This is a genomic window from Deltaproteobacteria bacterium (assembly GCA_016874735.1).
Classification (GTDB): domain Bacteria; phylum Bdellovibrionota_B; class Oligoflexia; order Oligoflexales; family CAIYRB01; genus CAIYRB01.
Genome location: VGTI01000052.1, coordinates 1 through 22,554 on the forward strand (window position 1 = coordinate 1; position 22,554 = coordinate 22,554).

Below are 22,554 nucleotides of genomic sequence, written 5' to 3' on the forward strand. Positions count from 1 at the left end.
GCAGGCTACGAAGAGGCTACAAAGCATTAGCGATAAGCCGATGGTGGTGGCGTTGGTCTGTAGTGTATTGAGAAGTAGTTTTTTGTGGCTCATAGTGAGTGTCTCCTTTGTAAACTTATCGGAATTTGGTTAGCTAAACTTGAGAGTTGTAGACATTTGGTATTTACAAAGTAAACGATTAGTGATTTTGTTGAGCGCTAAGGTGCTGGTTTAAGGCTGGTTTTAATATGGGTGCACCTGGGTGTGTGACACCCCAATCCAGGGCTTTGGCTGGGCTCTTGCGCCCATGTTATAGTTAAGCACCCAATGAAACGCTCAAAATCATTGCCGTTAAATTTAATGCGATGGAAGTCTAATCCTACAAAAGGAAACCAAATGCCTGTGACCGCACCTACAGCAGTGTTGTTGGCCGGATTGGCGGGAAAAGTCTTCGTCGGCGAAGCATACCCGACCGGAAATGCCTATCTCCAAGCCTTCGCGGTTGACGGCGTTGATGTTCAAAAGGAACCGCCCCTGGAGCGGTGGCCACAGGCTGTGACCCTACATTGTATGAGTGCGCAAGCTTGTGCTGAAAAGGAGGTTGGTCGCGCAGCGCGAGCTGGCAAACGCCAGGGCTATTTGGACCAGAAACTGGGAGGCCTGATTCCGGATCGAGTTAAAAAATTCCGCAGTGCTGATTCAGACTACTTCGACTGCGTTGATCAAGACGCCTGTAATACCAATGTGTCAGTAGTGCGCTACGAAATCGCTAAGCCGCCTAATAATGTCGCTTATCAAGTCCTAGCAGTGGCGGCCGATTTGCCAATTGAGCGGCTAGAATATATCAGTGGCGATGCCAAACGTCCTGCGTCTAAGGTCGCTGTGTCGGGGGATCTCAAGTCAAGTAAAGAGCCAGACCCCAAAGATTGCACGACCGAGCCTCAATCCCTAGCTGATGCCAAAGTTATATTGACCGCAAAGTTTAAAGATAGGAAAGAGTCACTCCGTTTGTCGAAGTACGTGAACCCGGGCTGTTACGGACATCTGGCCCAAATTTACGTGCTTGATGTTTTGGATGGCTCCAAAGTCACTGGCACCTATGTCGCAGAACGATGGATGGGCAGCATCTGAGCCGGCTTCCAGTCAGACGAGAAGACCATCAAAATTAGGATTATTTACTTACTCTCGACTTTCGTATAAACCATCTCGTCTACCGCACGGGCACGTCTTTCTACAGTCTCACAGGCACCTTCAGCGTTGCAGTTACCCTGCTGCATTTGTTTACCGTTGACCTTCACGATGTCGAAGAGAGCGGCGGGAAACAGTCCGCATTTAGTGACATCTGTCGGCACGTCGGCTTTGAATTCATACCCAACGCACGCGGCTACATTGGCAGTCTTGAAATTTTCTGTCATAACGGCGGCAATGGCATCGGCGGCAGGTGTTAGGGTTACTTTAGTTACGATATAGTCAGCCTCGTAGGCCCCTTCCACCTTAATGCTCGGTTTTCCCAATTTATAGGTCGATTCCACCGTAAAGGTCTGGCGTAAGTCTGCACATTTATCGTCATTGTAGAAAAGTACGTTGAAGGTAAACCTAGTGCCCTGGTACGTCGCCGTATTGGTTTCGGACGACCCCGTTTCAGGATCTGACTGACAAGTTGTCGCCCAGTTACCATCAAGCGCGAGCGGCGGTTGCGAGCGATTATCCGTCGTGGGTGACGGAGGCGACGGTTGAGCAGGTTGCTGCACTACCGGCGTTGGTTGAGGTGTGGTTGCCTGACCTCCTACATTGCCCGAGCCGGGCTGCCTGCCGACCGCTGTCGAAGGGGCCTTGGGTGATCTCAAATCCTTGTTGGCGGCCTTCTCACTGCAAGCTGTTGCAAGTGCACCCATTGCAATCAGAACTACCACTTGATTCATACAGGACTCCTAATGCAGCTAAGTCGGGCTGCCATGGTTGAAAACCACTAACGTTGTCGGGGTCCCGGGGGGGGGATCGGAACGCGTCGCCAGAAACTTTAGCAAAAATGCAAGCGCGTCCGATAATGTCAATAAAGTTCAATGGGTAAATAATTAGCGCCTTCTTCTTGTTGTGCGTTATCTGTAGCCGTCATCCTGCAAGGTCACGGTATTGAGCCCCGCCGTTTGTATCCGATTTGTGTTTATATTGTGTACGGCTTGGTCGCGTGCCGCCGCTAGGATCTGTGAGTCAGGTGTCGATGCGTCGTAGCCATTGGGTGGTGTGCCAGGTGCGAATGAAAAGAAGTAAGCAGCGACGGGTGCGACGTGGAGTGAGAGAGGGTGCTGCATAAACGCGCGGCTGTTGAAGCTTTGAAACAACATAATTTTGCGAAAATCATTGGCGGTGACGCCGCCCAAAATGGAATTAAAATCGATCATTGCAATATTGTGGTCCTTGACCAGTGCATAGGCCATGCCTTCGTTCTGGCAGTAATGCGACAAATGATTAGCAGGGCTGATAGTCCACCAGAGGAGGCCGATCGACCACGAGCGACATTTACTGCCTGGTCTAAAGCTGGTGACGATGTTTCTTCGGTAATCATCCGGTAGGTACCGATCTGACGCAACCTGGCCGTCGAACGGAATGTCGCGTCTACCGCCAAGCCCAGGGGTCATGAAGGGATCGAGCAGGTCGATGCGGGTGGGCTTTTTCACGCCTTCGAAATCACCCCGCTTGTGCATGCGGTAGGTCGCTAGTATCGCCAGTTGCGAGCCCATGGAGTGAGCTACGAGCCGTACCGGTTGGCTGTAGTTAGTAAACCGAACGCGATAGGCATCAAGAAATTTGTCGGCGGCACCTCCAGCTTTGTAGAGTTGGTGTGCTGCATTACAAGGGAGGTTGGGGCCACCGACGATGCCTAAGCCTGGACATCCAGCGCCTGTGTCGTAGGAGAGCCCGGACCAGTGGAACGCCAAAACATTAAAGCCAGCGAGTATAGCTTGATGAGCCCAGTGATCAGGGAAGGGATAAACTTTTTGGGGTCCCTCCGCGTTCCAGCCGTGAATATAAACCACCGAGGGTCGCGCGTGATCAAAGGTGCCCACAACCTGCAGCTGCACCGCTTGCGGTGGTGGTATGGTGGACGCAGAGGTCTCAGGAGTAGGATTCGGTGACGCTGGTGATAAGGGCACGTTGCGTTGTGTGTAACCGTCGCAGTAGTAGCCCTTAGAGTAGGTTTTGTTACACGCTCCCGGCTCGGGCAGAAAGCCTGTTTCCGCATACAGGCCGAGAGACCCGTCGGTGTTAACGTCGCCACTTTTGTTTTGTCGCCTAAATGCGACATCTTGCGAAAAGTCGCCACATGATGTGTTCAGCAAAACGATAAAAAGCGATATAACGCGTTTCATTTTATGCACCATAAAGTTTAGTTTGGATTCGGAATCAACTAAAAACTTTATCGGCACGAACGCATGAAAAGTTTAGCAACTGCTAAAAATTGAACAAATGTAGGGTGTTGGAGAGAGGAATGGAGGCGCCGATCGGATTCGAACCGATGCATCGCGGATTTGCAATCCGCTCCCTTAGCCACTTGGGTACGGCGCCAGTGTCTCGGTAAGGAGTTGCATTTATGGCAAGAAACCCGAGACCATGCAAGAGGATTCTAGAATAGATTCATGATCATGCTCATGCCGAGACTGGTATTATCCAGAGTGACTGGATCGCTGCCGAACGGGAACATCTTGGCGTACACGTTGAAGTACAGGCCCTGAGCGGCCGTGATGCCAAAGCCGACTTGCTGGAAGTCAGGGTTTCGTCGGTACTTGTACCGGGGTGCCATTTCACGGGTATGAGCGTAGGTAAAGGCGGTCATAGTGCGGAAGTTGACGATATCGTTGAAGCGGTACTCAAACACCGGGTCGATATAAAACTGCGTCTCGACCTGATTCTGCCGCCGGAACTTGCTACCCTCCTGAAAAGTATTGAAGTATCCATTGAAGATCAGCCCCAGAGTGGCGTTAGGGAAGACCTCGACCACGGAGTCGCTGAAAAAGCCGAAGCCATTGAGGTAGCCGTTGACGTCCCGGTAACGGTGGTTGGTGTAAAACTTGGCTGACACTCCGGCCCTTACCATGACAGGTCCCAGGCTGTAGCGTCGCGCTAGGTCGATATAGGGGTCGGAGATCCTGGTGTTCTTAGGGCCCTGGAACGGCGTCTCTGTGCCGATGCCGGTACCGAGTCCCATGGTCGTTTGTGAATCGAGGCGATTGCGGACCGCGAAAGATCCCGTCATGAGGACGACGGGAGGTGGCAGGATATTGCCTGGGTTGGGGGCCTCAGCCGACAACGGGTTGCGCAGCGGTGGACCGCTATAATTGAGGTTAAATTGGCCGCTCCAGGGGGATTTAGATCCATCGAGTGCACGCATGCGCTCGTTCTTGATGACAGGAGCTGCTGGGGCGGAGGATTCAGGAGCCTTTTCGACGGCGCCTTTGCTCTCAGTCGCGGTGCCATCGGCTGCTAGTGCCTTGGCACCCAATCCCGCGCCCAGACAGGCGATGGGGAAGACGATCCGCGAGAGTTTATTCAAGATCCGCGAGAAGTTGAGACCGAAGCTTGATGGCTTCAAGGTATGCCCCTAGAATCAAATAGTTTGACGGAGGTTTAGCGTGACGATCAGGTGCGCCATGGCGAACCCAAGGGGCGCTTTATACCGACCCTAGCTAGGGTCGTCACCCACTTTTTAGGGCAGAGTCATGAACATTGTCGTTGCCGGAGGGACTGGTCTGGTAGGTAGGGAGTTGCTGAGGCAGCTCACGTCACGACATGATCACAACGTCACTGCAATAGTGAGGAGGTCGGGTGCACTGGCGCCCTTTACCGAGGTGCACGAGTACCCATTTGCCTACGACGATCCTTTGGCCTATCAAGCACTGGAATTGGGCACCCTGCCGTGCGATGTACTCCTGATAGCGCTCGGAACCACCATCCGCGAGGCCGGATCGCAGGCAGCGTTTCGCAAGGTGGATCTCGATTATCCGGTTAAACTTGCCAGTGCTGCGGCGGCTTGTAACCCCAAGTTGATCATCGGCGTCGTCTCTTCGGTGGGTGCGGCAAGACCCAGCGGGTTTTACCTGCGCACCAAGCATGAGATGGAGCAGGGTCTCACAGCGCTCGGCGTGGCCTGTGTCATTGCCAGGCCCTCACTGCTGCTAGGCGACCGCCCTGAGCGTCGGTTGGGTGAGCACCTGGCGAGCAAGATCCTGCCGCCTCTACTTAACGCAGTCGGGCGCGTGGGACTTGCGGCAAAGCTCACGCAGTACCGTCCGATCACCGCGAGCCAGGTGGCGACCGCCCTCATTCGTGAGGCCGTCCTCAAGAGTCCGTGCGGTACCGTCGTCATTGAAGGTGACGAGTTTTACGCCGATAGATCCGCCGTGTGATCCTGAGTCGGCCGATGAATGTGGCGCACAGGACAGCTGGCCAACTTGGGGCGATTAGATACGCCTAGTTCTTTGATGGTGAAGCCGTTCGGGTAGGTGCGACGTTTCATGGCGAGACGCCAGTGCGGTTTACGCGGCAAAAGCTGGTCGATACGTCCACGAGTCCTCAGTGCATACTCAACGATGAGGCGGATGAATTTTCCAGCTGGAGTAATGCCGAAGGCAGCGCACATCCGTGGTGACATGATGGCCGGCAATAGTTTTGCTGTAAGGATTGAAAGCGGAAATGGTAGATTCCTGGCAACCGTTGGTACTACGCCTTTGTAAAGCATCAGGTTGTTGTCACTGTAGACCATGCACTCCGCCTCATAACGCGTGTGGTAGGCGCGCATTGCTTCGAGGTCGGTAAAGAGATCGGTGATTCCCATGAGTTTGCCAACGGCAATCCAAAAGTGAAACAGAGCCTGCTCTTCCACCGGCATCAAGGGACGCCAGCCGTAGGATGACATCCAAATAATCGGATCAATCACGAAGGTCGACAGTACATACAGCATCTGGTCGTTGGTGATAGGATGCACGGCATGCATGCGATTGATGCGGCGAATTGCCTCGCGACCCTCGACACTGGTGTAACCGCGCTCGATAAACATCGAGAGCAGGAGATCTGTGTCGTCGTAGCGCTTTTGCGTGTGATCAAGGAATTCGCGGGAATCTACCAAGATCTTTGCGATCGAGGGGACCGAAAAGGTCTTTAGTAGGGCCAGCTCGATCGAACGCACTAAATCAAAGGCCCAGGTGTCTACAACCATCCATTTGACGATAGTCTCGTGATCTCTCACAGGATCCATCTTTAGATAGGACGGTTGAGCCATAAGCCTGGGCCTCCTCAGTTAATTTGCGCCGCGTTTGATTGCCTCGTACTCGTGGTTGAATTTTTCACCGAAACGCGCGCACCCTTTGTCGTCAACGGCACCGCGCACACTACGTATGGTGGAAAACTCACCACCGCCCTGACCTTCGAAGCTGGTGATGAGTGCGCCAGTCTTAGCGTTCTCGATCGTGCCACGAATGTAGGGCGTATGAATCATGATAACAAAAATTTTCGTAAGTGGGGTTGCCGAAGATAGCATCGGCGTCTGATCTTTCGAGAGATCGTAGCTTGCCTTGATGCGGTAGTCGGCGTCTTCAGCCGTCACTTCAATCTTGTTGGGGACACACTGGCGCGCCTCCTGATTGAATTTCCAGTCGCTCATGGTCCAGCGTAGCTCATCGGCATGAGCAAACAGACGACGCTTTACGAGTCGCCCTCGGTCCTCGAAGCTGACGTCCAACCAGTCCGTAGTCTTGGATTTGTGATAGCTTTGCCAAGCCCACTGCACTTTATGTGCGGCATCGGAGACCACCGAAAACGCCCAACCGTCGATGGCAAAGTTCCAGCGGCCCCAGGAATTCTCCCGGTAGCCGTGACCGCTCACCTCAATCGTTTGGCCAGTTATTAAATTAGTGATGGTTCCTTCGACCTGCGTTCTGGGCCACTGCATGTGTACGGTCCACTTTTCCCCTGGCAGGTGGCCCATGTCGTAGCCAGTGATGGGGCCAAACGGCACGCCGGCTTGGTCCGTGGCGCGCTCAGTCCATTCTGGTGTTATCTTCAGATCCCACGCGGCATCCTTGGTCTTACCTTTGAGTTCAAATTGGCCGCCGGCAGGAGTCACCGTCTCGAGCTCGTTCAATGCGGCAAAGAATCCCTGTTTATCGTCTTTAGCTTGAAAGCCCTTGCCGTCAGCTGCAATGGAGGGGCTTTGCTGGAGGCGCTCGTAGTTAGATAACCAACTGCCATCGGCCCATTTACCGGCGACGGCAACACTCGCCCCCGACGGCATGACGGAAAACGGTAGTGATGGTATCTCGCTTGGGACGATGGCACCGTCGTTACTGGGTTTACCGAGGCGACCTTTGGGGTCGGCCAGGACGAATCCAATGGAGCCGGTGAATTTGCCGTCCCGGTCGTGCACCATAAAATACTGCCATTCGAAGGTGAAGCCATCTACAGGCGAACCGGACGTATAGGGAGCGTTCAGTATATTCCAACCGGCGTGAACCTTATCGGTATCCGAAGGACTGGCCGCTAGGAGAGACGGGGAGGCTGATACGATCGCAATGAGTAGTTTAGTTTTCAGTCGCATAGTGAAGCCTTTTATTGAGCCGTTGATGGAATACCGATCGCGATCGTCATTATGACTAGTCGTCGCCGTTGCGGGCAAGCCCGGATTGACCAAAAGCAAGTGGCCACGTAGAGTCAGGACTAGTATTCCCACAAAATTTTTGCAAGGAGCGTGCATGTCGAGGACAGCGTACATCTACGATGCTATACGTACGCCACGGGGTAAGGGCAAGAGCGATGGCAAGCTGTATGAGCTGAAGCCAATAAGCCTGCTAAGTCAGCAGCTTGAGGCCTTGCGCCACCGCAATAATCTCCCGACAAATCGTGTGTCCGACATCGTCACGGGCTGCGTTACGGCCGTTGGCGAGCAGGGAATGAATATCGCTAAGGCTGCTGCCCTCCATGCACAATGGGATACCGGTGTCGCAGGCGTCACGATCAACCGGTTCTGTGCCTCGGGGCTTGAAGCTATCAATCTCGCCGCTGCAAAAGTGATGAGTGGCTTTGAAGACTTAGTGGTGGCAGGAGGCGTGGAGTCAATGTCGCGGGTGACCATGGGGGCCGACGGCGGGCCATGGGCGCAGGATCCCGAGACAAATCGCATCGCTGGATTCGCGCCGCAGGGCATCGGTGCGGACCTCATTGCAACGATGGACGGCTTCAGTCGCGAGCAAGTTGATGAGTTTGCACTGCGTTCCCACCAGAAAGCGGCTTCAGCTCGCAGTCAGAAACTCTTCGCCGCCTCCCAGGTGCCTGTGGTCGATCAAAATGGGCTCGTGATTTTAGATCAAGATGAAACCATCCGGCCAGATACCTCGGTCGCGGCCTTGTCACAGCTAAAAGCTTCGTTCACCAAGATCGGTGACTTGGGTTTTGACGGCGTGGCCTATCACCGCTATCCCGGCGTTGAGAAAATACATCACGTGCATACCGCTGGAAACTCTTCAGGTATCAGCGATGGCGCTGCGGCCGTTCTGATTGGTAGCAAGTCTATTGGTGATGAACTGGGCCTAAAACCCAAGGCGCGCATTGTCGCGTCCGCCGTAGTTGGAAGTGAGCCAACTATTATGCTTACTGGTCCAGTACCGGCAACGATGCTAGCGCTGAAACGCGCAAATCTCAGTATTAAAGACATCGATCTCTTCGAGGTCAATGAAGCCTTCGCGTCTGTGGTATTGAAGTTTCAAAAAGACACGGGCGTGCCCTGGGACAAAATTAACGTCAACGGTGGCGCGATTGCGATGGGCCACCCACTAGGGGCAACGGGCGCGATGCTGACGGGGACGCTGGTCGACGAGCTGCATCGCCGCGGCCTGCGCTACGGTGTCGTAACGCTTTGCATCGGTGCTGGGATGGGTATTGCCACTGTATTTGAACGTCAATAAGAGAGGGGGGATCCTCATGAGTGATATTCGCTTTGATAAAGATCAGCATGGCATCGTCACCCTCACGTTTGACGCGGTCGGGCAGCCAGTTAATACCATGAATGCCGCTTTTCGTAGCGCCCTCAAGGCGAGCGTGGAGCGTCTTAGGGCTGAGTCCGCAACAATCAAGGGTGTCATCATTACGTCAGCTAAGAGTACTTTTTTCGCTGGTGGCGACCTTGGTGAGTTGCGCAGTTTGGGACCAGACGATGCCGGATCGGTTTTTGCCATGGTTGAGTCCCTCAAGGTTGATCTGCGTGCGATTGAGACCTTGGGCGTACCCGTGGTTGCCGCCATTAATGGCAGCGCCCTCGGCGGTGGATGGGAAATAGCTCTATGCTGTCATCACCGGGTGATGATTCAGGATGCACGCCAAAAAATCGGCCTACCGGAAGTCACTTTGGGCCTGTTGCCAGGCGCTGGTGGCATCGTACGTACAGTAAGGTTGGTGGGACTTGAGGCCGCTTTACCCCTGCTTCTTGAAGGTAAACAGCTCTCGCCTGAGGCAGCGCTCAAAGCGGGGCTTATCCACGGTCTTGCTAAAGATAAAGATCAGCTCCTGCGCGACGCGACTCAGTGGATCCTCGCCAATCCTGGTAGCAAACAAATTTTCGACCAAGACGGTTACAAGGTCCCTGGTGGGACGCCAAAACAGCCCAAGCTAGGCGAGATGCTTCCGATTGCTCCAGCGATGCTGCTTGATAAAACTAAAGGCTGCTACCCGGCTCCTGATGCCATTCTCGCGGCGGCGGTGGAGTCACTGCAAGTCGACATCGCTGCAGCTCTTCGCATCGAAAGTCGCTACTTTGCCCAAGTAGCTACGAGCCAAGTGGCGCGCAACATGATTTCGACATTTTGGTTCCAGCTTAATGCCGTCAAGGCGGGCGAAAATCGGCCCAAAGGCACCGCAGAGACCAGGTGTCAGACGGTGGGCGTGCTCGGGGCTGGGATGATGGGTGCTGGGATTGCTTACGTTGCGGCCAAAGCTGGCATCAAAGTGTTTCTTAAAGATGTCAGTATCGAAGCTGCAGCAAAAGGGAAGCAGTACAGTGTTAAGTTGCTCGATGACCGTATCAAGAAGGGGCAGATGACCGAGGCGCAGCGCGATCAGATCTTGGAGCGCATCGTACTGATTGACACGTACGAACCCCTAGCAGCGGCTGACATGGTGATCGAGGCAGTATTTGAAGACCGCAAGATCAAAAATGATGTCCTTAGTAAGACCGCAGCACAACTCCCCACGGGTGCGATACTTGCCTCGAATACATCGACGCTGCCCATTACGAGCCTGGCGGCATCGACGCCCAAACGCGATCATTTTGTTGGTCTGCATTTCTTCTCGCCCGTCGATAAGATGCAACTAGTAGAAATCATCCGTGGCACTGAAACCTCGCCAGAGACAGTAGCTCGTGCGTTCGATTTTGTCCGACAAATTGACAAAGTGCCGATCATCGTCAACGACAGTCGTGGTTTTTACACCTCGCGCGTCTTTGGTGCTTTCACGCAAGAGGGGATCGCCATGCTTGGTGAGGGGCAGGAGGCTGTCGCTATCGAGCGTGCAGCTATCCAAGCCGGGATGCCAGTCGGGCCGCTGGCGGTTTCGGACGAGGTGAGTCTCAGTCTTTTCGATCTCGTCCGTCGCGCTACCGAGGCCGATCTCAAAGCTGCTGGTAAGCCGGTCCCCCATCATCCCGCTTACGACGTCATTAGCCAGATGCTCGAAAAACATGGGCGCAAAGGCAAAGCCGCAGGCAGTGGATTTTACGAGTACCCGGCGGATGGTCGCAAGTTTATCTGGCCTGAGTTGCGTAAGATCTTCGGCGGTAGAAAGCAGATTCCATTCGAAGACATGAAAGACCGTATTTTGTTTATTCAGGCCATCGAAACCGTACGCATTCTTGAGGAAAAAGTCTTAACCACAGTCGGCGATGCCAACATAGGCTCGATTTTTGGTTTTGGCTTTGCTCCCTGGAGCGGAGGCACGCTGCAATTTATCAATAGCTACGGTGTCAGGGAATTTACCGAGCGAGCGAAAAAGCTGGCCGACGCTTACGGTGGACGTTTTACGCCACCCAAGCTCCTCCTAGACAAATCCGAGCGTAATGAAAACTTCTAAAATCGTTGGAGGAAGGCATGTTTACGCAGCGCACGATTTTTCAAGAAGAACACGAACTCTTTCGCGCCAATTTTCGTCGCTTTTTAAAGGACGAAGTTTTGCCCCATCGGGACCAGTGGGAGCAGGATGGTATCGTCCCTCACTCCGTCTGGAAGCGCTGCGGCGAGCTGGGTTTTCTCGTGCCGCAGGCACCGACGCAGTACGGTGGGCTTGGAGTTGAAGACTTCCGCTACGAAGCGGTTATGCTCGAAGAGCTAGCTTACTTTGATGAATATGGTTTGATGCTCAGTCTGCATACAACCATTGTGGCGCCCTACATCATTGCTTACGGCTCCGAGGAGCAGAAAGCGCGGATCATTCCTAAAATTGTCAGCGGCGAAACCATACTCGCCGTGGCCATGACTGAGCCAGGTGCAGGCAGTGATCTTGCTGGCATGCGGACCACTGCCGTTAACAAAGGCGATCACTGGGTCATTAATGGCCAAAAGACATTCATATCTAACGGCATCAACTCAGACTTGGTGCTCGTCGCAGCAAAGACAGATCCATCCAATCCGCATGTGATGGGTATCTTCATGGTGGAACGGGACCAGCCTGGGTTTAGACGCGGACGCCGTCTCAAGAAGATTGGCCTCCATTCGCAGGACACGGCTGAGCTCTACTTTGAGGATTTGAAGGTGCCGCAAAGCAATGTCTTGGGTCATCCTGGCAAGGGCTTTCATTACTTGATGGCGCAGCTGGCGACTGAGCGTTTATCACTGGCAGTGGGCTCGGTGGCTGCTTGTCGTGGCGCCCTTGATATGACGATGAAGTACGTACGTGAGCGTACGGCATTTGGTAAGCCGATCAGTGCGTTCCAAAATACGCAGTTTAAACTAGCGGAACTCGCGACGGAAACCGACATCGCGCAAATCTACATCGACCGCCTTATTCAGGACCAGATGGCCGGCAAGATTACGCCGGAGCAGGCATGCGGGGCTAAGTACTGGGCGAGTGACCTCGCGTGTAAAGTCATCGACGAATGCCTGCAGTTTCATGGTGGCTACGGCTACATGCAGGAGTATCCCATCAGTCGGATGTACGTAAACGCCAGGATTGGCCGCATATACGCCGGCACCAATGAGATCATGAAGTCGGTAATAGCCAAACAAATGAAACTCTAATTGCCGCGTGAGGGGCCGTCATGCAGCCTTTAGCCAACGTACGGATTTTGGATTTTACGACCCTGCTCCCTGGGCCCTTTGCGACTATGTACTTTGCCGATTGGGGGGCCGAGGTCTTGCGGGTTGAGGCTCCAGACCGCGAGGACTTGAGTCGCATGACGCCGCCCTTTGCCAATGGCACTAGCACCACTCACGCATTCCTCAACCGCTCGAAGAAATCGCTGAGTGTCGATCTGAAAGACCCCGCAGCGATCGAGACAGTGCGTGAATTAGTCCGAACGTTTGACGTCGTGATCGAACAATTCAGGCCGGGAGTGATGGCGAAGTTTGGGCTGGATTATGCATCGCTGGTCAAGGTGAATCCGCGGCTGATTTATTGTTCGCTCACCGGCTACGGACAGACAGGTAGTTACCGGGATCGCGCGGGTCACGACATAAACTACGCGGCTTTGAGTGGTCTCGCGGCAATGACGGGTACGAAGGCAAACGGCCCGGCGCTTCACGGGACCCCTGTTTGTGATCTAGCTGGATCGTTTCATGCGATGTTTGGGATCATGACGGCTCTCTACCACCGTGAACGCACGGGCGAAGGCCAATACATTGACGTTAGTATTACCGATGCCAGTCTGATGCTGTCGGGACTCTGGTTGCAGATGGGTTTGGCTGCAGGGAAGAGTCCCGGTTGGGAGTCGACGGCACTAAACGGTGGATCGTTTTACGGCTATTATCGGACCAAGGACAATCGGCACCTGAGTGTGGGTGGACTGGAACCTAAGTTTGTGATGCGGTTTCTTGAACTCATCGGAGTCAAGGATCTACCGCTGACCAAGCCAGATGCCGTGCGCGAAGTTAAAGCTGCAATTCAAGAACGCATCGAGACGCGGACCTTAGCTGCATGGCAGGAGATATTTAGTAAAGCAGACGCCTGCGTGGAGCCTGTGTTGACGATAGACGAGATGATCGGTAGCTCTCTTTTGTCCGAGCGAAGCATGGTGGTGTCGGTGCCTTGTGGTGAGGGGCAGAGTCAAAAGCAACTGGCGTCGCCGCTCAAGTACTCGACCTTTCGCCCAATTTACCGCCATATAGGCGTTAAACTGGGCGAAAGTCGTTGACTGACTAGGATACCTTGAGGATCAACTTGCCGGTGTTGCTACCGTCAAAGAGTTTATTGAGGACCTGGGGCGCATTCTCCAGCCCTTCCTCGATATCTTCGGAGTATTTGATTTTACCCTCCTTGACCCAGCCGTACAGAGCATGGACTGCCTCCGCCCAACGCTGCGCATAATCAATGACGATGAATCCTTGCACTTTCAGTCTCTTCATGAGGATCAGAGAAAAGTTTTTTGGGCCGAGCATTTGCTTGCCCTCGTTGTATCCCGAGATCAGCCCGCAGACGGAGATGCGACCAAACAAATTCATGCGAGCCCAGACGGCCTCTGAAATAGCGCCGCCTACGTTATCAAAGTAAATGTCTACGCCGCTGGGGCAAAGTGATTTCAGTTTGGCAGACACGTCATCTTTGCGGTAGTTGATGGCACCGTCGAAGCCAAGTTCGTTAGTGAGCCAGCGGCACTTGTCGTCGCTGCCAGCGATGCCGATGACTTTTTGGCCCTTAATCTTGCCAATTTGGCCAACAATGGAACCAACGGCACCAGCTGCCCCAGAAACTACTAGGGTTTCTCCGGCCTTTGGGCTGGTGATATCGAGATAGCCAAAATAGGCGGTGACACCGGTTAGGCCAAGCACGCTCAGAAAGGCAGTGGGACTCACATCTAGAGGTGGTAATTTCTGAAACGTACCAACGTTACCGACGGCATAGTCCTGCCAGTTGAGTAGTCCCGAAACTAAATCACCTTTTTTGAAATCTTGAGCCTTCGATTCCTCAACAACGCCTACACCGAAGGCGCGGACGGTATCGCCGAGGGCGATGGGTTCCATGTATTGCTCCATGTCACTCATCCAGATGCGATGGGTGGGGTCGAGCGATACGTATTTGACGCGTACCAGTAGTTCGCCGTCCTTGATCATGGGAAGAGGCACTTCTTCGAAACGAAAGTTGGCGGACGAGACTAGTCCGGTGGGGCGGCTCGTCAGTACAAAACGACGGTTGATCATCCTAGACCTCCTTTGGCCTGCATAAGTGGATTTGAGAAAGGCAGTATACGTTGCAAGTTTTTATAATCCAATCAGGGATCTAGCCAACACTGTCGACCGCCCCGAAACGTCAAAGGGAGCTAAGTTGGCCATTTGGCCGACATTATTGCCGGCCCGAGAAGTTTGACGACAAGTACCCTTCAGGTATCGTAATAAGATGCCCCTAAACGTTGGTGATCACCTGTGGCCCTTTGGCCGCATCGGAAGGGTTGTGCATGGCGAAGCACCTAGTGTCGATACTTTTGGCTCTCTCTTTAACAGGTACGTCTGCATTTTCTGCCCCAGAAACTGACGATTCTCCTTATAACGATGCCAGTCCTGAGTCCCTTCCTACGCGGCATGTGCGCCTAAAGGCGAAACCGTCCGAAGGCTTAGAGTTTGCCCTGGATGTTTGGGTTCCTGCGGCTTCGGAGCCGGTGCCCGTGGTGTTTTTCGAGACGGGGCTCACCGGTCTTGCACCAGCACCAGCCTATGCTGAGACGATGGCGAAAATTGCCGCTCGCGGTATGGTAGCGGTGATACCCTTTGTCGACTTCAAGGCTGCTAGTAACTCCAAAGCGCTGGGCAAGCGCTTTGTAAAAACTTTTGAGTGGCTTAAGGATCACCTCGAAGAGGCCCTGGTTGCAGAACTCACCCGCAGTGTGGCTCCCGCAGTCAACAGTCGCGAGATAATCATCGCGGGTCATAGCTCGGCCGCTAAGGCGGTCATGGAGCTCTATCGCAATGTCAAAGGCGAGCTCGCTGGTTTGATGCTCATCGACCCAGTCAACGGTGATCCGCTAAACCTGACCCTACCGGCAATCCCCAAGGATGAGATTTACGACGACAACGTACCGGTACTCCTCTTGGCAACTGGCCTGGGCAAAGAGCCTGGACGCAAAGGTTGGCCGGCATGTGCTACCGACGATCAGAGCACGCCCTACTTCTACGACCATTTTGCTGCGCAAAAGTGGTACGTTCAAGCGGCTGACTACGGTCATGCCGATATGCTCGAGGGCATCTACTTAAAGGCCCTGCGGGCAACGAAGTTTTGCAAAGTGGCCGAAACGATGGATCCTGTAAAATTTAGGACATTCATTGCAGGTGCCTTGGCAGCGTTTGTCCGGACGGTTACTCACAAGGACGAATCGATGAGTCGCTACCTGACCGACGAGCAGTTGATTCCTGTAAAAACGATCCTAAAGAACGAACCCTGATCGCAGCAAGTTTAGTATTCCTGATTTCAGTATTCACGGTAGCCGAGGAGACTTGAGATTATGGCACAGTCATATCAGCAGCTAGCCCTTATGTTTTTGGACAATGCGTCGCGTGCGCCTAAGGCAGTCGCTTTTCGCTATTTCGATAAAAAGGCCAAGGCTTGGGCTGCGATGACCTGGTCCGAATATGAACAGTCTGTACGCAAGGTTGCTGGGTGGCTGGTAAAGCAGGGCGTAAAAAAAGGCGATGCCGTCGCCATCATGAGTAGCAACAGACCAGAGTGGATCATCACTGACCTCGCGATCTTTATGATTGGGGGTGTTTCCATTCCGATCTACTCGACCTCGACGACCAAGGACACTAACTACATCCTCGAGCACAGCGAGGCTAAGGTCATTTTTTATGACGAAGAAAGCCGCGTCAAGGACGTCAAGTGCCCATCGCTTAAAGTTTGTTTCGACGGTGGAGAACTAGCGGCCATTTTGAAGTCCGATGTGACGCCTCTGGCACAGGCTGCCACCGTCAAATCAGACGACGTCGCAACTATCGTTTACACTTCAGGCACAACGGGTCTGCCCAAAGGCGTCGTGCACACACACGGCACCATTATGGCTGCCATCGACGTGGCTAGGTCCATACTCGCTGAGGGACGTACCGAACCCGATCGCTTCTTCTCTTTTTTGCCGCTATCGCATGTGGCGGAGCGGCTCCTCATTGAATTTGGGTCCATTGCCTTTGGCGACGAGGTCGTCTTTGCGCGCAGCGTCGACACCATTGTCGAAGATCTCCAGCTTTATCCCCCGACCCTCCTGCTTTGCGTGCCGCGTCTTTGGGAGCGTATCTACGAGCGCATTACCAACGGTCTTAAAGATGCCAGTCCAGTGAAACGGGGTGTCTTTAAATTGGCGAAGTTTGCCGGATCTGCAAGGTGCGACGGAGGTACCATCGTCAAAGCGTACGATAGTAAACGACGCGCTAAGCTCGCGGATAAACTGGTGGGACAAAAATTGCGTGAAAAATTAGGCATGCATAAAGTGCGCTACTTTTTCACGGGAGCTGCACCAATTCGGCCAGACATCATGAGGTTTTTTGCTGCCTTCGGGATTTTCATTCGTGAGGTTTACGGCTTAACGGAAAATCTTTGTCTTGGCGTTTACACGAGCGCTGAGCAAATTGTCGTTGGTAAGGCCGGTAAACTGTTTCCTCTCAACGAAGTAAAAATTGCTGATGATGGTGAAATTCTGTTTCGGGCGCCTTACATCTTCAAGGGGTATTTCAAGAATGACGAGGCTACCCGCGAAGCGCTACTCCCCGGCGGATGGTTTGCCACAGGGGATTTTGGCGCGATCGATGCCAAAGGTAATTTGCAGATAACCGGTCGTAAGAAAGAGCTACTCAAAACCTCTACTGGTAAATACGTGGCACCCGTCGCCATCGAAAACGAGCTGAAAAAAGAACCAGCCATCGCCGAGGCTATGGTGGTTGGTGACAACCAAAAGTATTGCATTGCCCTAGTGGTCATAAACACAGAAGTGGTGACGACGGAGGCCGTGGAAGCGCGCCTACTCGATCACCTTGATGCGATCAATAAGGAACTGGCCCGTCACGAATCGATTAAAAAAATCGGCGTCTTGACCGACACGTTTACCGTCGAAAACGGAATGTTGACACCCACCATGAAACTCAAACGCAAGGTGGTGACATCGCATTACCAGCCCTTTATCGACCGCATATACGAGGGTAACGACGTCGTCGTTTTTGAGTGATTTAGGAAGTCATCGGATCACGTCGTACCAAATTAAGAGTGCAACCTTCGGCTGATTGCATTACACTCGGCTCGCTCGTATCTATTTTCCTCAGTAATAGCGAAGGTTTAGCTCTCATGCAGACGCACCCACGTGCCCGAATTGTTGGTACTGGTATGTACGTTCCTCCGGACGTCTATACTAACAAAGACCTAGAAAAGATGATGGATACCTCCGACGAGTGGATCCAGCAGCGCACTGGGATTAAAGAGCGGCGTTATGCTAAGCCTGGCATCGGACCAGCGGATCTGGCGCTTGAGGCCTCGCGCGCGGCGCTGACGATGGCAGGTCTGAAGGCCACCGATCTAGACTTGATCGTGTTTGCGACGCTTAGCCCGGATTATTTCTTCCCCGGATCAGGTGCCTTTTTGCAGGATTATCTGGGTTGTGGGCCAATCCTTGCACTTGACGTGCGCGGGCAATGCTCGGGCTACATTTATGGGCTAAAGGTAGCCTCCGCTTTTATCGAGTCCGGTCAGGCTCAGCGGGTGCTTTTGGTCGGTGCTGAGTGTCATTCGCGCGGCATCAACTTAACAACTGAGGGGCGCGATGTTGCCGTACTGTTTGGTGATGGTGCGGGGGCCACGGTCCTCGTCCCGGAGACCAGTCCAGAGCATGGCGTCCTGAGTGTGGAAGCCCACACGGACGGAGCCTATCGCGAGGTGCTTAAGCTCGAGACGCCTAGTTTCAAGCAATGGCCTGCCATCACTAAGGAGAACCTGGACAAGGGCATGCAATTCCCGCAAATGGACGGCCGCAATGTCTTTAAGCATGCCGTGACGCTCATGCCTGAGGTGGTTAGTAGCGTACTCGCGAAGCATCAGGTGAGCCCTGACGATGTTAAGCTGTACCTCTTCCATCAGGCTAACATGCGCATCAACGAAGCAGTATTGAAACAGCTGGGACAACCCCTAGCTAAGACTCACAATAACATCGAGCGGTATGGCAACTGCTCGGCGGCGTCAGTGCCTATGTGTTTGGACGAGGCCGTACGTGGTGGTCGTCTCGAGCGCGGCGATCTGCTGTCGATGACGGCCTTTGGTGCAGGGTTTACCTGGGGATCAGCCTTAGTGCGATGGTAAGAGTAATTACTGGGTAACTGTTAATTTCCTATTTAACTAAAGTTTTTTGCTGATTTTGCCGATAACGCAACGACTGTCGGGGTTGTTGTGCAATAGAGGAGTGGCAAATGATCGGCAAGTGGAGTGTGGTTGCGGCCGTTTTAGGTCTTGTAAGTGCCTGCGGCGGCAGTAGTTTTAGCGGAGAGTCGGGTACAGTCCCGGGGCGTAAACAGCCGGCAAAATTGCCGGAGCTAGGGTCTACAGCCAAGCTGCCTGAGCTTGGCGACCCAGCGGTGGGCCCTGGCCTGGATGTAGGTAGCGACGGGACCCTAAACAAATGTCCGTCTAAAGCTCAAAAAGTTCTGGTGATTGATCTTAAATCTGGCTGGTGGTCTGGCGACGGCGGTAACTTTGTTTATCGTATCGGTAACGGACTGACACAGGCCTGCGGCACTTCGGTTTCTATCGAGTACCATCACTTTATCCTAGCTAAGTTAACCCTGGCGGGAGCTTTATTTGGCGCAACAAACGGATCTGCGCCTGAGATCACTAATATGCAGCTCAAGGCTCCCGAGAGCCCGACTTTGACTCAAGGTAGCAACAAATTTGAGCAGGCGTTCGGTGATCCGACATTCACCTCGTACACTCAGATCTGGCTCCTATCTGGTTCGTCGGCAGATCCAGCCGACTTAAAGGCGAACCACCCTTTCTTTGTTGAAATCACCAAGCGCATGGCGACAACTAAAGCAAATATCTTTATTGGCGCCGGTTATGGCTCCATCACCCACGCAGCAGCCGTTGCTGACGCTCGGGGCCTCGGCGCATCCTTTGCCACAGCGCTACCCGAGGGGAATATTCTGAACCCTATGGCTCAAGTGCTACTCGACAGCTCCATCGGTGCTGACAAGTTTGACGAGGGTCATGTGCTCCTTAAGGGTATGACTTCGATTGCTGACAGCCTCACGATTGCAGGCGTTAAAGCGCATGGCGACGCCATCCAGGACAAGGGCGGCATCCAAATCCTTGCGACTGATGGTCTTGGTCAGGCTACCTTAGCCGTCGGCAAGAGTGAGGCAAACGGCGCCCGTTTTGTCCTCGATGGAGATTTGCCGCGCTACTACGCGGCCTGGACGAATCAGAGTCCTGACACTATGAAGCTGCTGCAAAATATCATGGTATATCTCGCGCAGTGATCCAGGATTGGGGCTAATCGTTGTACCATAGATAGATGACGCCCAACGATCCAGTTGTACTTTACGATGCTGCCTGTCCGATGTGTCGGACCCTGGCAGCATTTGTCACGCGCCGCAGTGGACTCACTACGGTCGCTTGGCAGGATTTTAGCGTGAGCGAGCGCGGCCGTTCCGTTCTCCCCGAGGGACTGCGCGATGCGCCAGCAGATCGGCTCCGTGTCTTGACCGGGGAATCACTTCTTGAGGGCGAAGATGCCTGGTCTTACCTCATAAGCAATTGGCAGGATCTTTCTCATCTCGACTGGCTCGCTTCCCGCACGGGGCTCAGGCAGCCAGTCGTCCGTTCTGTGGCAAAAGCCGGTCACCTACTCAAGCGTCTTTGTCTGCGTTGTCCCACATAAAAGTAATCGTCGCTAGTCCGAATGACCCCCAGCTAAGGAGCATCGCGCCGTGATTTCCCCTCGGTCTCATGACTTTGCCTCGCCCGATAAAAGTAAGATGCAGGCCCTTCCCGTTGACTGTATCAAGGATAATAGCACCACCGACTTTGACCTCTATGTAGAGGCTGCAGGGATGTTGACCTTGTACGCGCAGGCCGAGTACCGATGGAGTCGGGACGAACTAAGTCGTTTAGTAGCAAGTGGGCATCAGCAGCTATTTTATCCGACGGTTCATAAACCACGAGCCGAAGTTTATCTAAAACTGCACAGGCTTGCTTCTTTAGATACGGAAAGCCATCCGCGACTCCGGATTGTCAATCTAACTGCAGCAGCTGCAGAAATGACTAGGGTCCTCTACGATCACGAGATCACTCCGTCAATCATCGCGCGCACCGGTGAGATTGCCCACGCTATGGTCAACTGCATCAAGGCGGATCCCCTATGCATCACGGCTCTCGGCCTTTTGGTGAATCATGACGAGTACACCTACTATCATAGCGCTAGAGTCGCTGCCTATGGACTGGCCATCGCGGTTTTTATGGGGGAATCCGACGAACACAAATTGCGCGACTTAGCGCTGGGATCTCTCCTTCATGATGTTGGTAAAAGCAAGATTGAGCGCGGTATTCTTGGTAGAAAGGGAGCGTTAGGACCGAAGGAATGGGTGGAGATAAAAAAACATCCAGAATACGGAGCTGCCATGCTGGAAGCCTCCGGCTTAGGACTGGTACCGCAGCAGATCATCCTGCACCATCACGAGCGCTTTGATGGTACCGGTTATCCTCATCAACTGACGGATAAAGAAATATTGGAAGAGGTCAAGATCGCTGCGTTTGCGGATGTATTCGATGCCCTGACCACGAATCGTCCCTATCAGGTGACGCGGACTCGTTTTGAGGCGTTGGCCCTCATTCGTGATAGGTTACTTCCGAACCTACATCAAGAGTCGTACAATGCCATGGTAGAACTGCTGGCAGGAAAAATACGGAAGTATGCTTAAAGTCCCATCACATCGCCGCAACCTAAGACGATCAATGCCTGATATGGGCGGCATGTGTGCAGTTGCCGGACTATGGTTTGTATTTAATTTATCCTCGGTCGCCGGCGCACAGGTCAGGATGACTAGCCCGGTTCCGCCCACGCCTGACGGCGATGAAATTATTGAAGAGGTCGATTCTGCCACTGAGGGCAGTGTTTTTTCGGCAATAGAGGCAGATTCGCAAGCAGTGGTCGCTGAGATGGACAACCAAAGCGTTCGCGACAAGCATAAAGATTACAGGTTTGGTGTTGCCGCAATGCTAGGCCAAGTCAAGCCGTGGCAGAGTTACGGTTTAGAGATAGGTTGGCTGGCGTCGCCAGCTTGGTACCTAGCGATCTACGGTGGTCGTGGCAAGATGAGTGGCTCGGGAACTTTAGCTGATCGGCTGAGCTACCGTGCTGAGCTTGCAAGTGAGGGTGGCGGCGCATTGGCCCGCTACTACTTGAGTCAGTTTGATTTTATCAATTTCGAGGGCAGTCTCAGTTTCCACCGGTGGCACGGGTCCTTGAAATCGCTCAATACGGATGACGGTGCTACAGGTGATCGCGTGACGGCCTATCAATTCACTGGTAAGGGTGGGGCTTGCAGCTTGGCTATGAATATCGGCTGGGTCACGGGTGGCGGCTATTATTTTGAGTGGACGCCGATAGGTGTTCAAATGGGGCGCCTCGTGCAGATGGATGTCGGTGGCGGTGATGCTGCTGTCAATCAGGCCCTGAATCATGATATTCAAGGCGTTCGTATCTTTGGACTGGTAGGCCTGAGGGCTGGCCGCCTGTTTTAAATCGTTGAGGTATCAGCTCCCATGAAACTGAACGTAGCTGCAGATTTGCGCCAGCTCGTCGACCGAGAAATTCAACAGGTTTTGCCGGAAGTCGTTGCCTTTAGGCATGAATGCCATCGCCACCCAGAGCTCACCTGGCGCGAACAAGCCACGGCTGCTGCGGTCGCTGCCAAGCTCAGGCAGATTCCAGGACTAACCGTGACCGAGGGGGTGGGCAAGCTTGGCGTTGTGGCCCTTTTAAAGGGCGAGCAACCAGGGCCGACCGTAGGTCTGCGAGCCGACATGGATGCGTTGCCGGTGAGGGAAGTCACAGGCAAGGCGTATGCTTCCTGTCACGACGGCGTGATGCATGCCTGTGGACATGACGGTCATATGGCCAATTTACTTGGCAGTGCCATGGTATTGGCGAACTTACGTGAGCGTTTGCGCGGCCAGGTGAAGTTTATCTTCCAGCCGGCCGAAGAGGGTGGCGCCGGTGCCAAAGTGATGTGTGAAGATGGAGTACTCGATCAGCCCAAGGTTGATGTTATCTTCGGGCTTCATGGCTGGCCAGAAGTGCCGTGTGGGAAAGTATATCTGCGCTCAGGTCCGCTCTTGGCTGCCACTAATGTCTTTCATATTGAGGTGAAG

20 protein-coding genes and 1 tRNA gene are annotated in these 22,554 nt (G+C 53.6%); 14 read left to right on the plus strand and 7 right to left on the minus strand.

Features of this window, described 5'->3' with window-relative positions:
- The first annotated feature begins 375 nt into the window (after window positions 1-375).
- Window positions 376-1,110, plus strand: a complete 735-nt coding sequence (locus FJ146_15830; GenBank protein MBM4253439.1) for a hypothetical protein — start codon at window positions 376-378, stop codon at window positions 1,108-1,110.
- Window positions 1,111-1,154: 44 nt separating this feature from the next.
- Here the strand turns inward: FJ146_15830 and FJ146_15835 are convergent, their stop codons facing one another.
- The 4 genes from FJ146_15835 to FJ146_15850 form a co-directional block, all read right to left on the minus strand.
- Window positions 1,155-1,901 carry a hypothetical protein gene (locus tag FJ146_15835; GenBank protein MBM4253440.1) on the minus strand — a complete coding sequence of 249 codons (747 nt, stop codon included), beginning with the start codon at window positions 1,899-1,901 and terminating at the stop codon, window positions 1,155-1,157.
- A 177-nt stretch (window positions 1,902-2,078) separates the two neighbouring features.
- On the minus strand, window positions 2,079-3,350 hold the full coding sequence (locus FJ146_15840) for a hypothetical protein (GenBank protein MBM4253441.1): 1,272 nt from the start codon (window positions 3,348-3,350) through the stop codon (window positions 2,079-2,081).
- Window positions 3,351-3,470: 120 nt separating this feature from the next.
- Window positions 3,471-3,546: transfer RNA gene (locus tag FJ146_15845), tRNA-Cys, on the minus strand.
- A 58-nt stretch (window positions 3,547-3,604) separates the two neighbouring features.
- Window positions 3,605-4,570: a hypothetical protein gene (locus tag FJ146_15850; protein ID MBM4253442.1), complete on the minus strand. Its 966-nt coding sequence runs from the start codon at window positions 4,568-4,570 to the stop codon at window positions 3,605-3,607.
- A 127-nt stretch (window positions 4,571-4,697) separates the two neighbouring features.
- On the opposite strand from FJ146_15850, the gene FJ146_15855 reads away from it, so the two are divergent.
- Window positions 4,698-5,384, plus strand: a complete 687-nt coding sequence (locus tag FJ146_15855) for a sugar nucleotide-binding protein (protein MBM4253443.1) — start codon at window positions 4,698-4,700, stop codon at window positions 5,382-5,384.
- Here the strand turns inward: FJ146_15855 and FJ146_15860 are convergent.
- Both FJ146_15860 and FJ146_15865 read right to left on the minus strand, forming a co-directional pair.
- Entirely contained in the window at window positions 5,360-6,256 is an 897-nt protein-coding gene (locus FJ146_15860; GenBank protein ID MBM4253444.1) for a DUF2236 domain-containing protein, read from the minus strand. The two genes, FJ146_15855 and FJ146_15860, sit on opposite strands and share 25 nt — an antisense overlap.
- A gap of 18 nt (window positions 6,257-6,274) precedes the next feature.
- Window positions 6,275-7,570 (minus strand): hypothetical protein, encoded by a 1,296-nt coding sequence (locus tag FJ146_15865; GenBank protein MBM4253445.1) that lies wholly within the window; start codon window positions 7,568-7,570, stop codon window positions 6,275-6,277.
- Between the two features lie 154 nt (window positions 7,571-7,724).
- Between FJ146_15865 and FJ146_15870 the strand changes: the two genes are divergently transcribed.
- From FJ146_15870 to FJ146_15885, 4 genes are read left to right on the plus strand one after another with little or no spacing between them, the layout of a single operon-like run.
- Entirely contained in the window at window positions 7,725-8,933 is a 1,209-nt protein-coding gene (locus FJ146_15870; protein ID MBM4253446.1) for an acetyl-CoA C-acetyltransferase, read from the plus strand.
- A 16-nt stretch (window positions 8,934-8,949) separates the two neighbouring features.
- Window positions 8,950-11,088 carry a 3-hydroxyacyl-CoA dehydrogenase gene (locus tag FJ146_15875; protein MBM4253447.1) on the plus strand — a complete coding sequence of 713 codons (2,139 nt, stop codon included), beginning with the start codon at window positions 8,950-8,952 and terminating at the stop codon, window positions 11,086-11,088.
- A gap of 17 nt (window positions 11,089-11,105) precedes the next feature.
- On the plus strand, window positions 11,106-12,251 hold the full coding sequence (locus tag FJ146_15880) for an acyl-CoA dehydrogenase (protein ID MBM4253448.1): 1,146 nt from the start codon (window positions 11,106-11,108) through the stop codon (window positions 12,249-12,251).
- A gap of 20 nt (window positions 12,252-12,271) precedes the next feature.
- Window positions 12,272-13,363 (plus strand): CoA transferase, encoded by a 1,092-nt coding sequence (locus FJ146_15885; protein ID MBM4253449.1) that lies wholly within the window; start codon window positions 12,272-12,274, stop codon window positions 13,361-13,363.
- A 4-nt stretch (window positions 13,364-13,367) separates the two neighbouring features.
- Here the strand turns inward: FJ146_15885 and FJ146_15890 are convergent, their stop codons facing one another.
- Window positions 13,368-14,366, minus strand: a complete 999-nt coding sequence (locus FJ146_15890) for an NADP-dependent oxidoreductase (GenBank protein MBM4253450.1) — start codon at window positions 14,364-14,366, stop codon at window positions 13,368-13,370.
- 254 nt (window positions 14,367-14,620) lie between these two features.
- Between FJ146_15890 and FJ146_15895 the strand changes: the two genes are divergently transcribed.
- From FJ146_15895 to FJ146_15930, 8 genes are all read left to right on the plus strand, one after another.
- Window positions 14,621-15,601 (plus strand): hypothetical protein, encoded by a 981-nt coding sequence (locus FJ146_15895; protein MBM4253451.1) that lies wholly within the window; start codon window positions 14,621-14,623, stop codon window positions 15,599-15,601.
- A 60-nt stretch (window positions 15,602-15,661) separates the two neighbouring features.
- A complete protein-coding gene (locus FJ146_15900) occupies window positions 15,662-17,368 on the plus strand; it encodes a long-chain fatty acid--CoA ligase (protein ID MBM4253452.1) in 1,707 nt (568 codons plus the stop codon).
- A 116-nt stretch (window positions 17,369-17,484) separates the two neighbouring features.
- Window positions 17,485-18,489 carry a ketoacyl-ACP synthase III gene (locus FJ146_15905; GenBank protein MBM4253453.1) on the plus strand — a complete coding sequence of 335 codons (1,005 nt, stop codon included), beginning with the start codon at window positions 17,485-17,487 and terminating at the stop codon, window positions 18,487-18,489.
- A 107-nt stretch (window positions 18,490-18,596) separates the two neighbouring features.
- Window positions 18,597-19,661: a hypothetical protein gene (locus FJ146_15910; protein ID MBM4253454.1), complete on the plus strand. Its 1,065-nt coding sequence runs from the start codon at window positions 18,597-18,599 to the stop codon at window positions 19,659-19,661.
- Window positions 19,662-19,696: 35 nt separating this feature from the next.
- The gene (locus FJ146_15915) at window positions 19,697-20,062 is read left to right on the plus strand and encodes a DUF393 domain-containing protein (protein MBM4253455.1); all 366 of its coding nucleotides are present in this window, start codon (window positions 19,697-19,699) and stop codon (window positions 20,060-20,062) included.
- 49 nt (window positions 20,063-20,111) lie between these two features.
- The gene (locus tag FJ146_15920; GenBank protein ID MBM4253456.1) at window positions 20,112-21,101 is read left to right on the plus strand and encodes an HD domain-containing protein; all 990 of its coding nucleotides are present in this window, start codon (window positions 20,112-20,114) and stop codon (window positions 21,099-21,101) included.
- The gene (locus FJ146_15925) at window positions 21,094-21,924 is read left to right on the plus strand and encodes a hypothetical protein (protein MBM4253457.1); all 831 of its coding nucleotides are present in this window, start codon (window positions 21,094-21,096) and stop codon (window positions 21,922-21,924) included. Before FJ146_15920 ends, FJ146_15925 begins: the two co-directional genes overlap by 8 nt.
- Before the next feature lie 21 nt (window positions 21,925-21,945).
- Window positions 21,946-22,554: amidohydrolase (locus FJ146_15930; GenBank protein MBM4253458.1), on the plus strand; the 609-nt coding region annotated here is incomplete at its 3' end.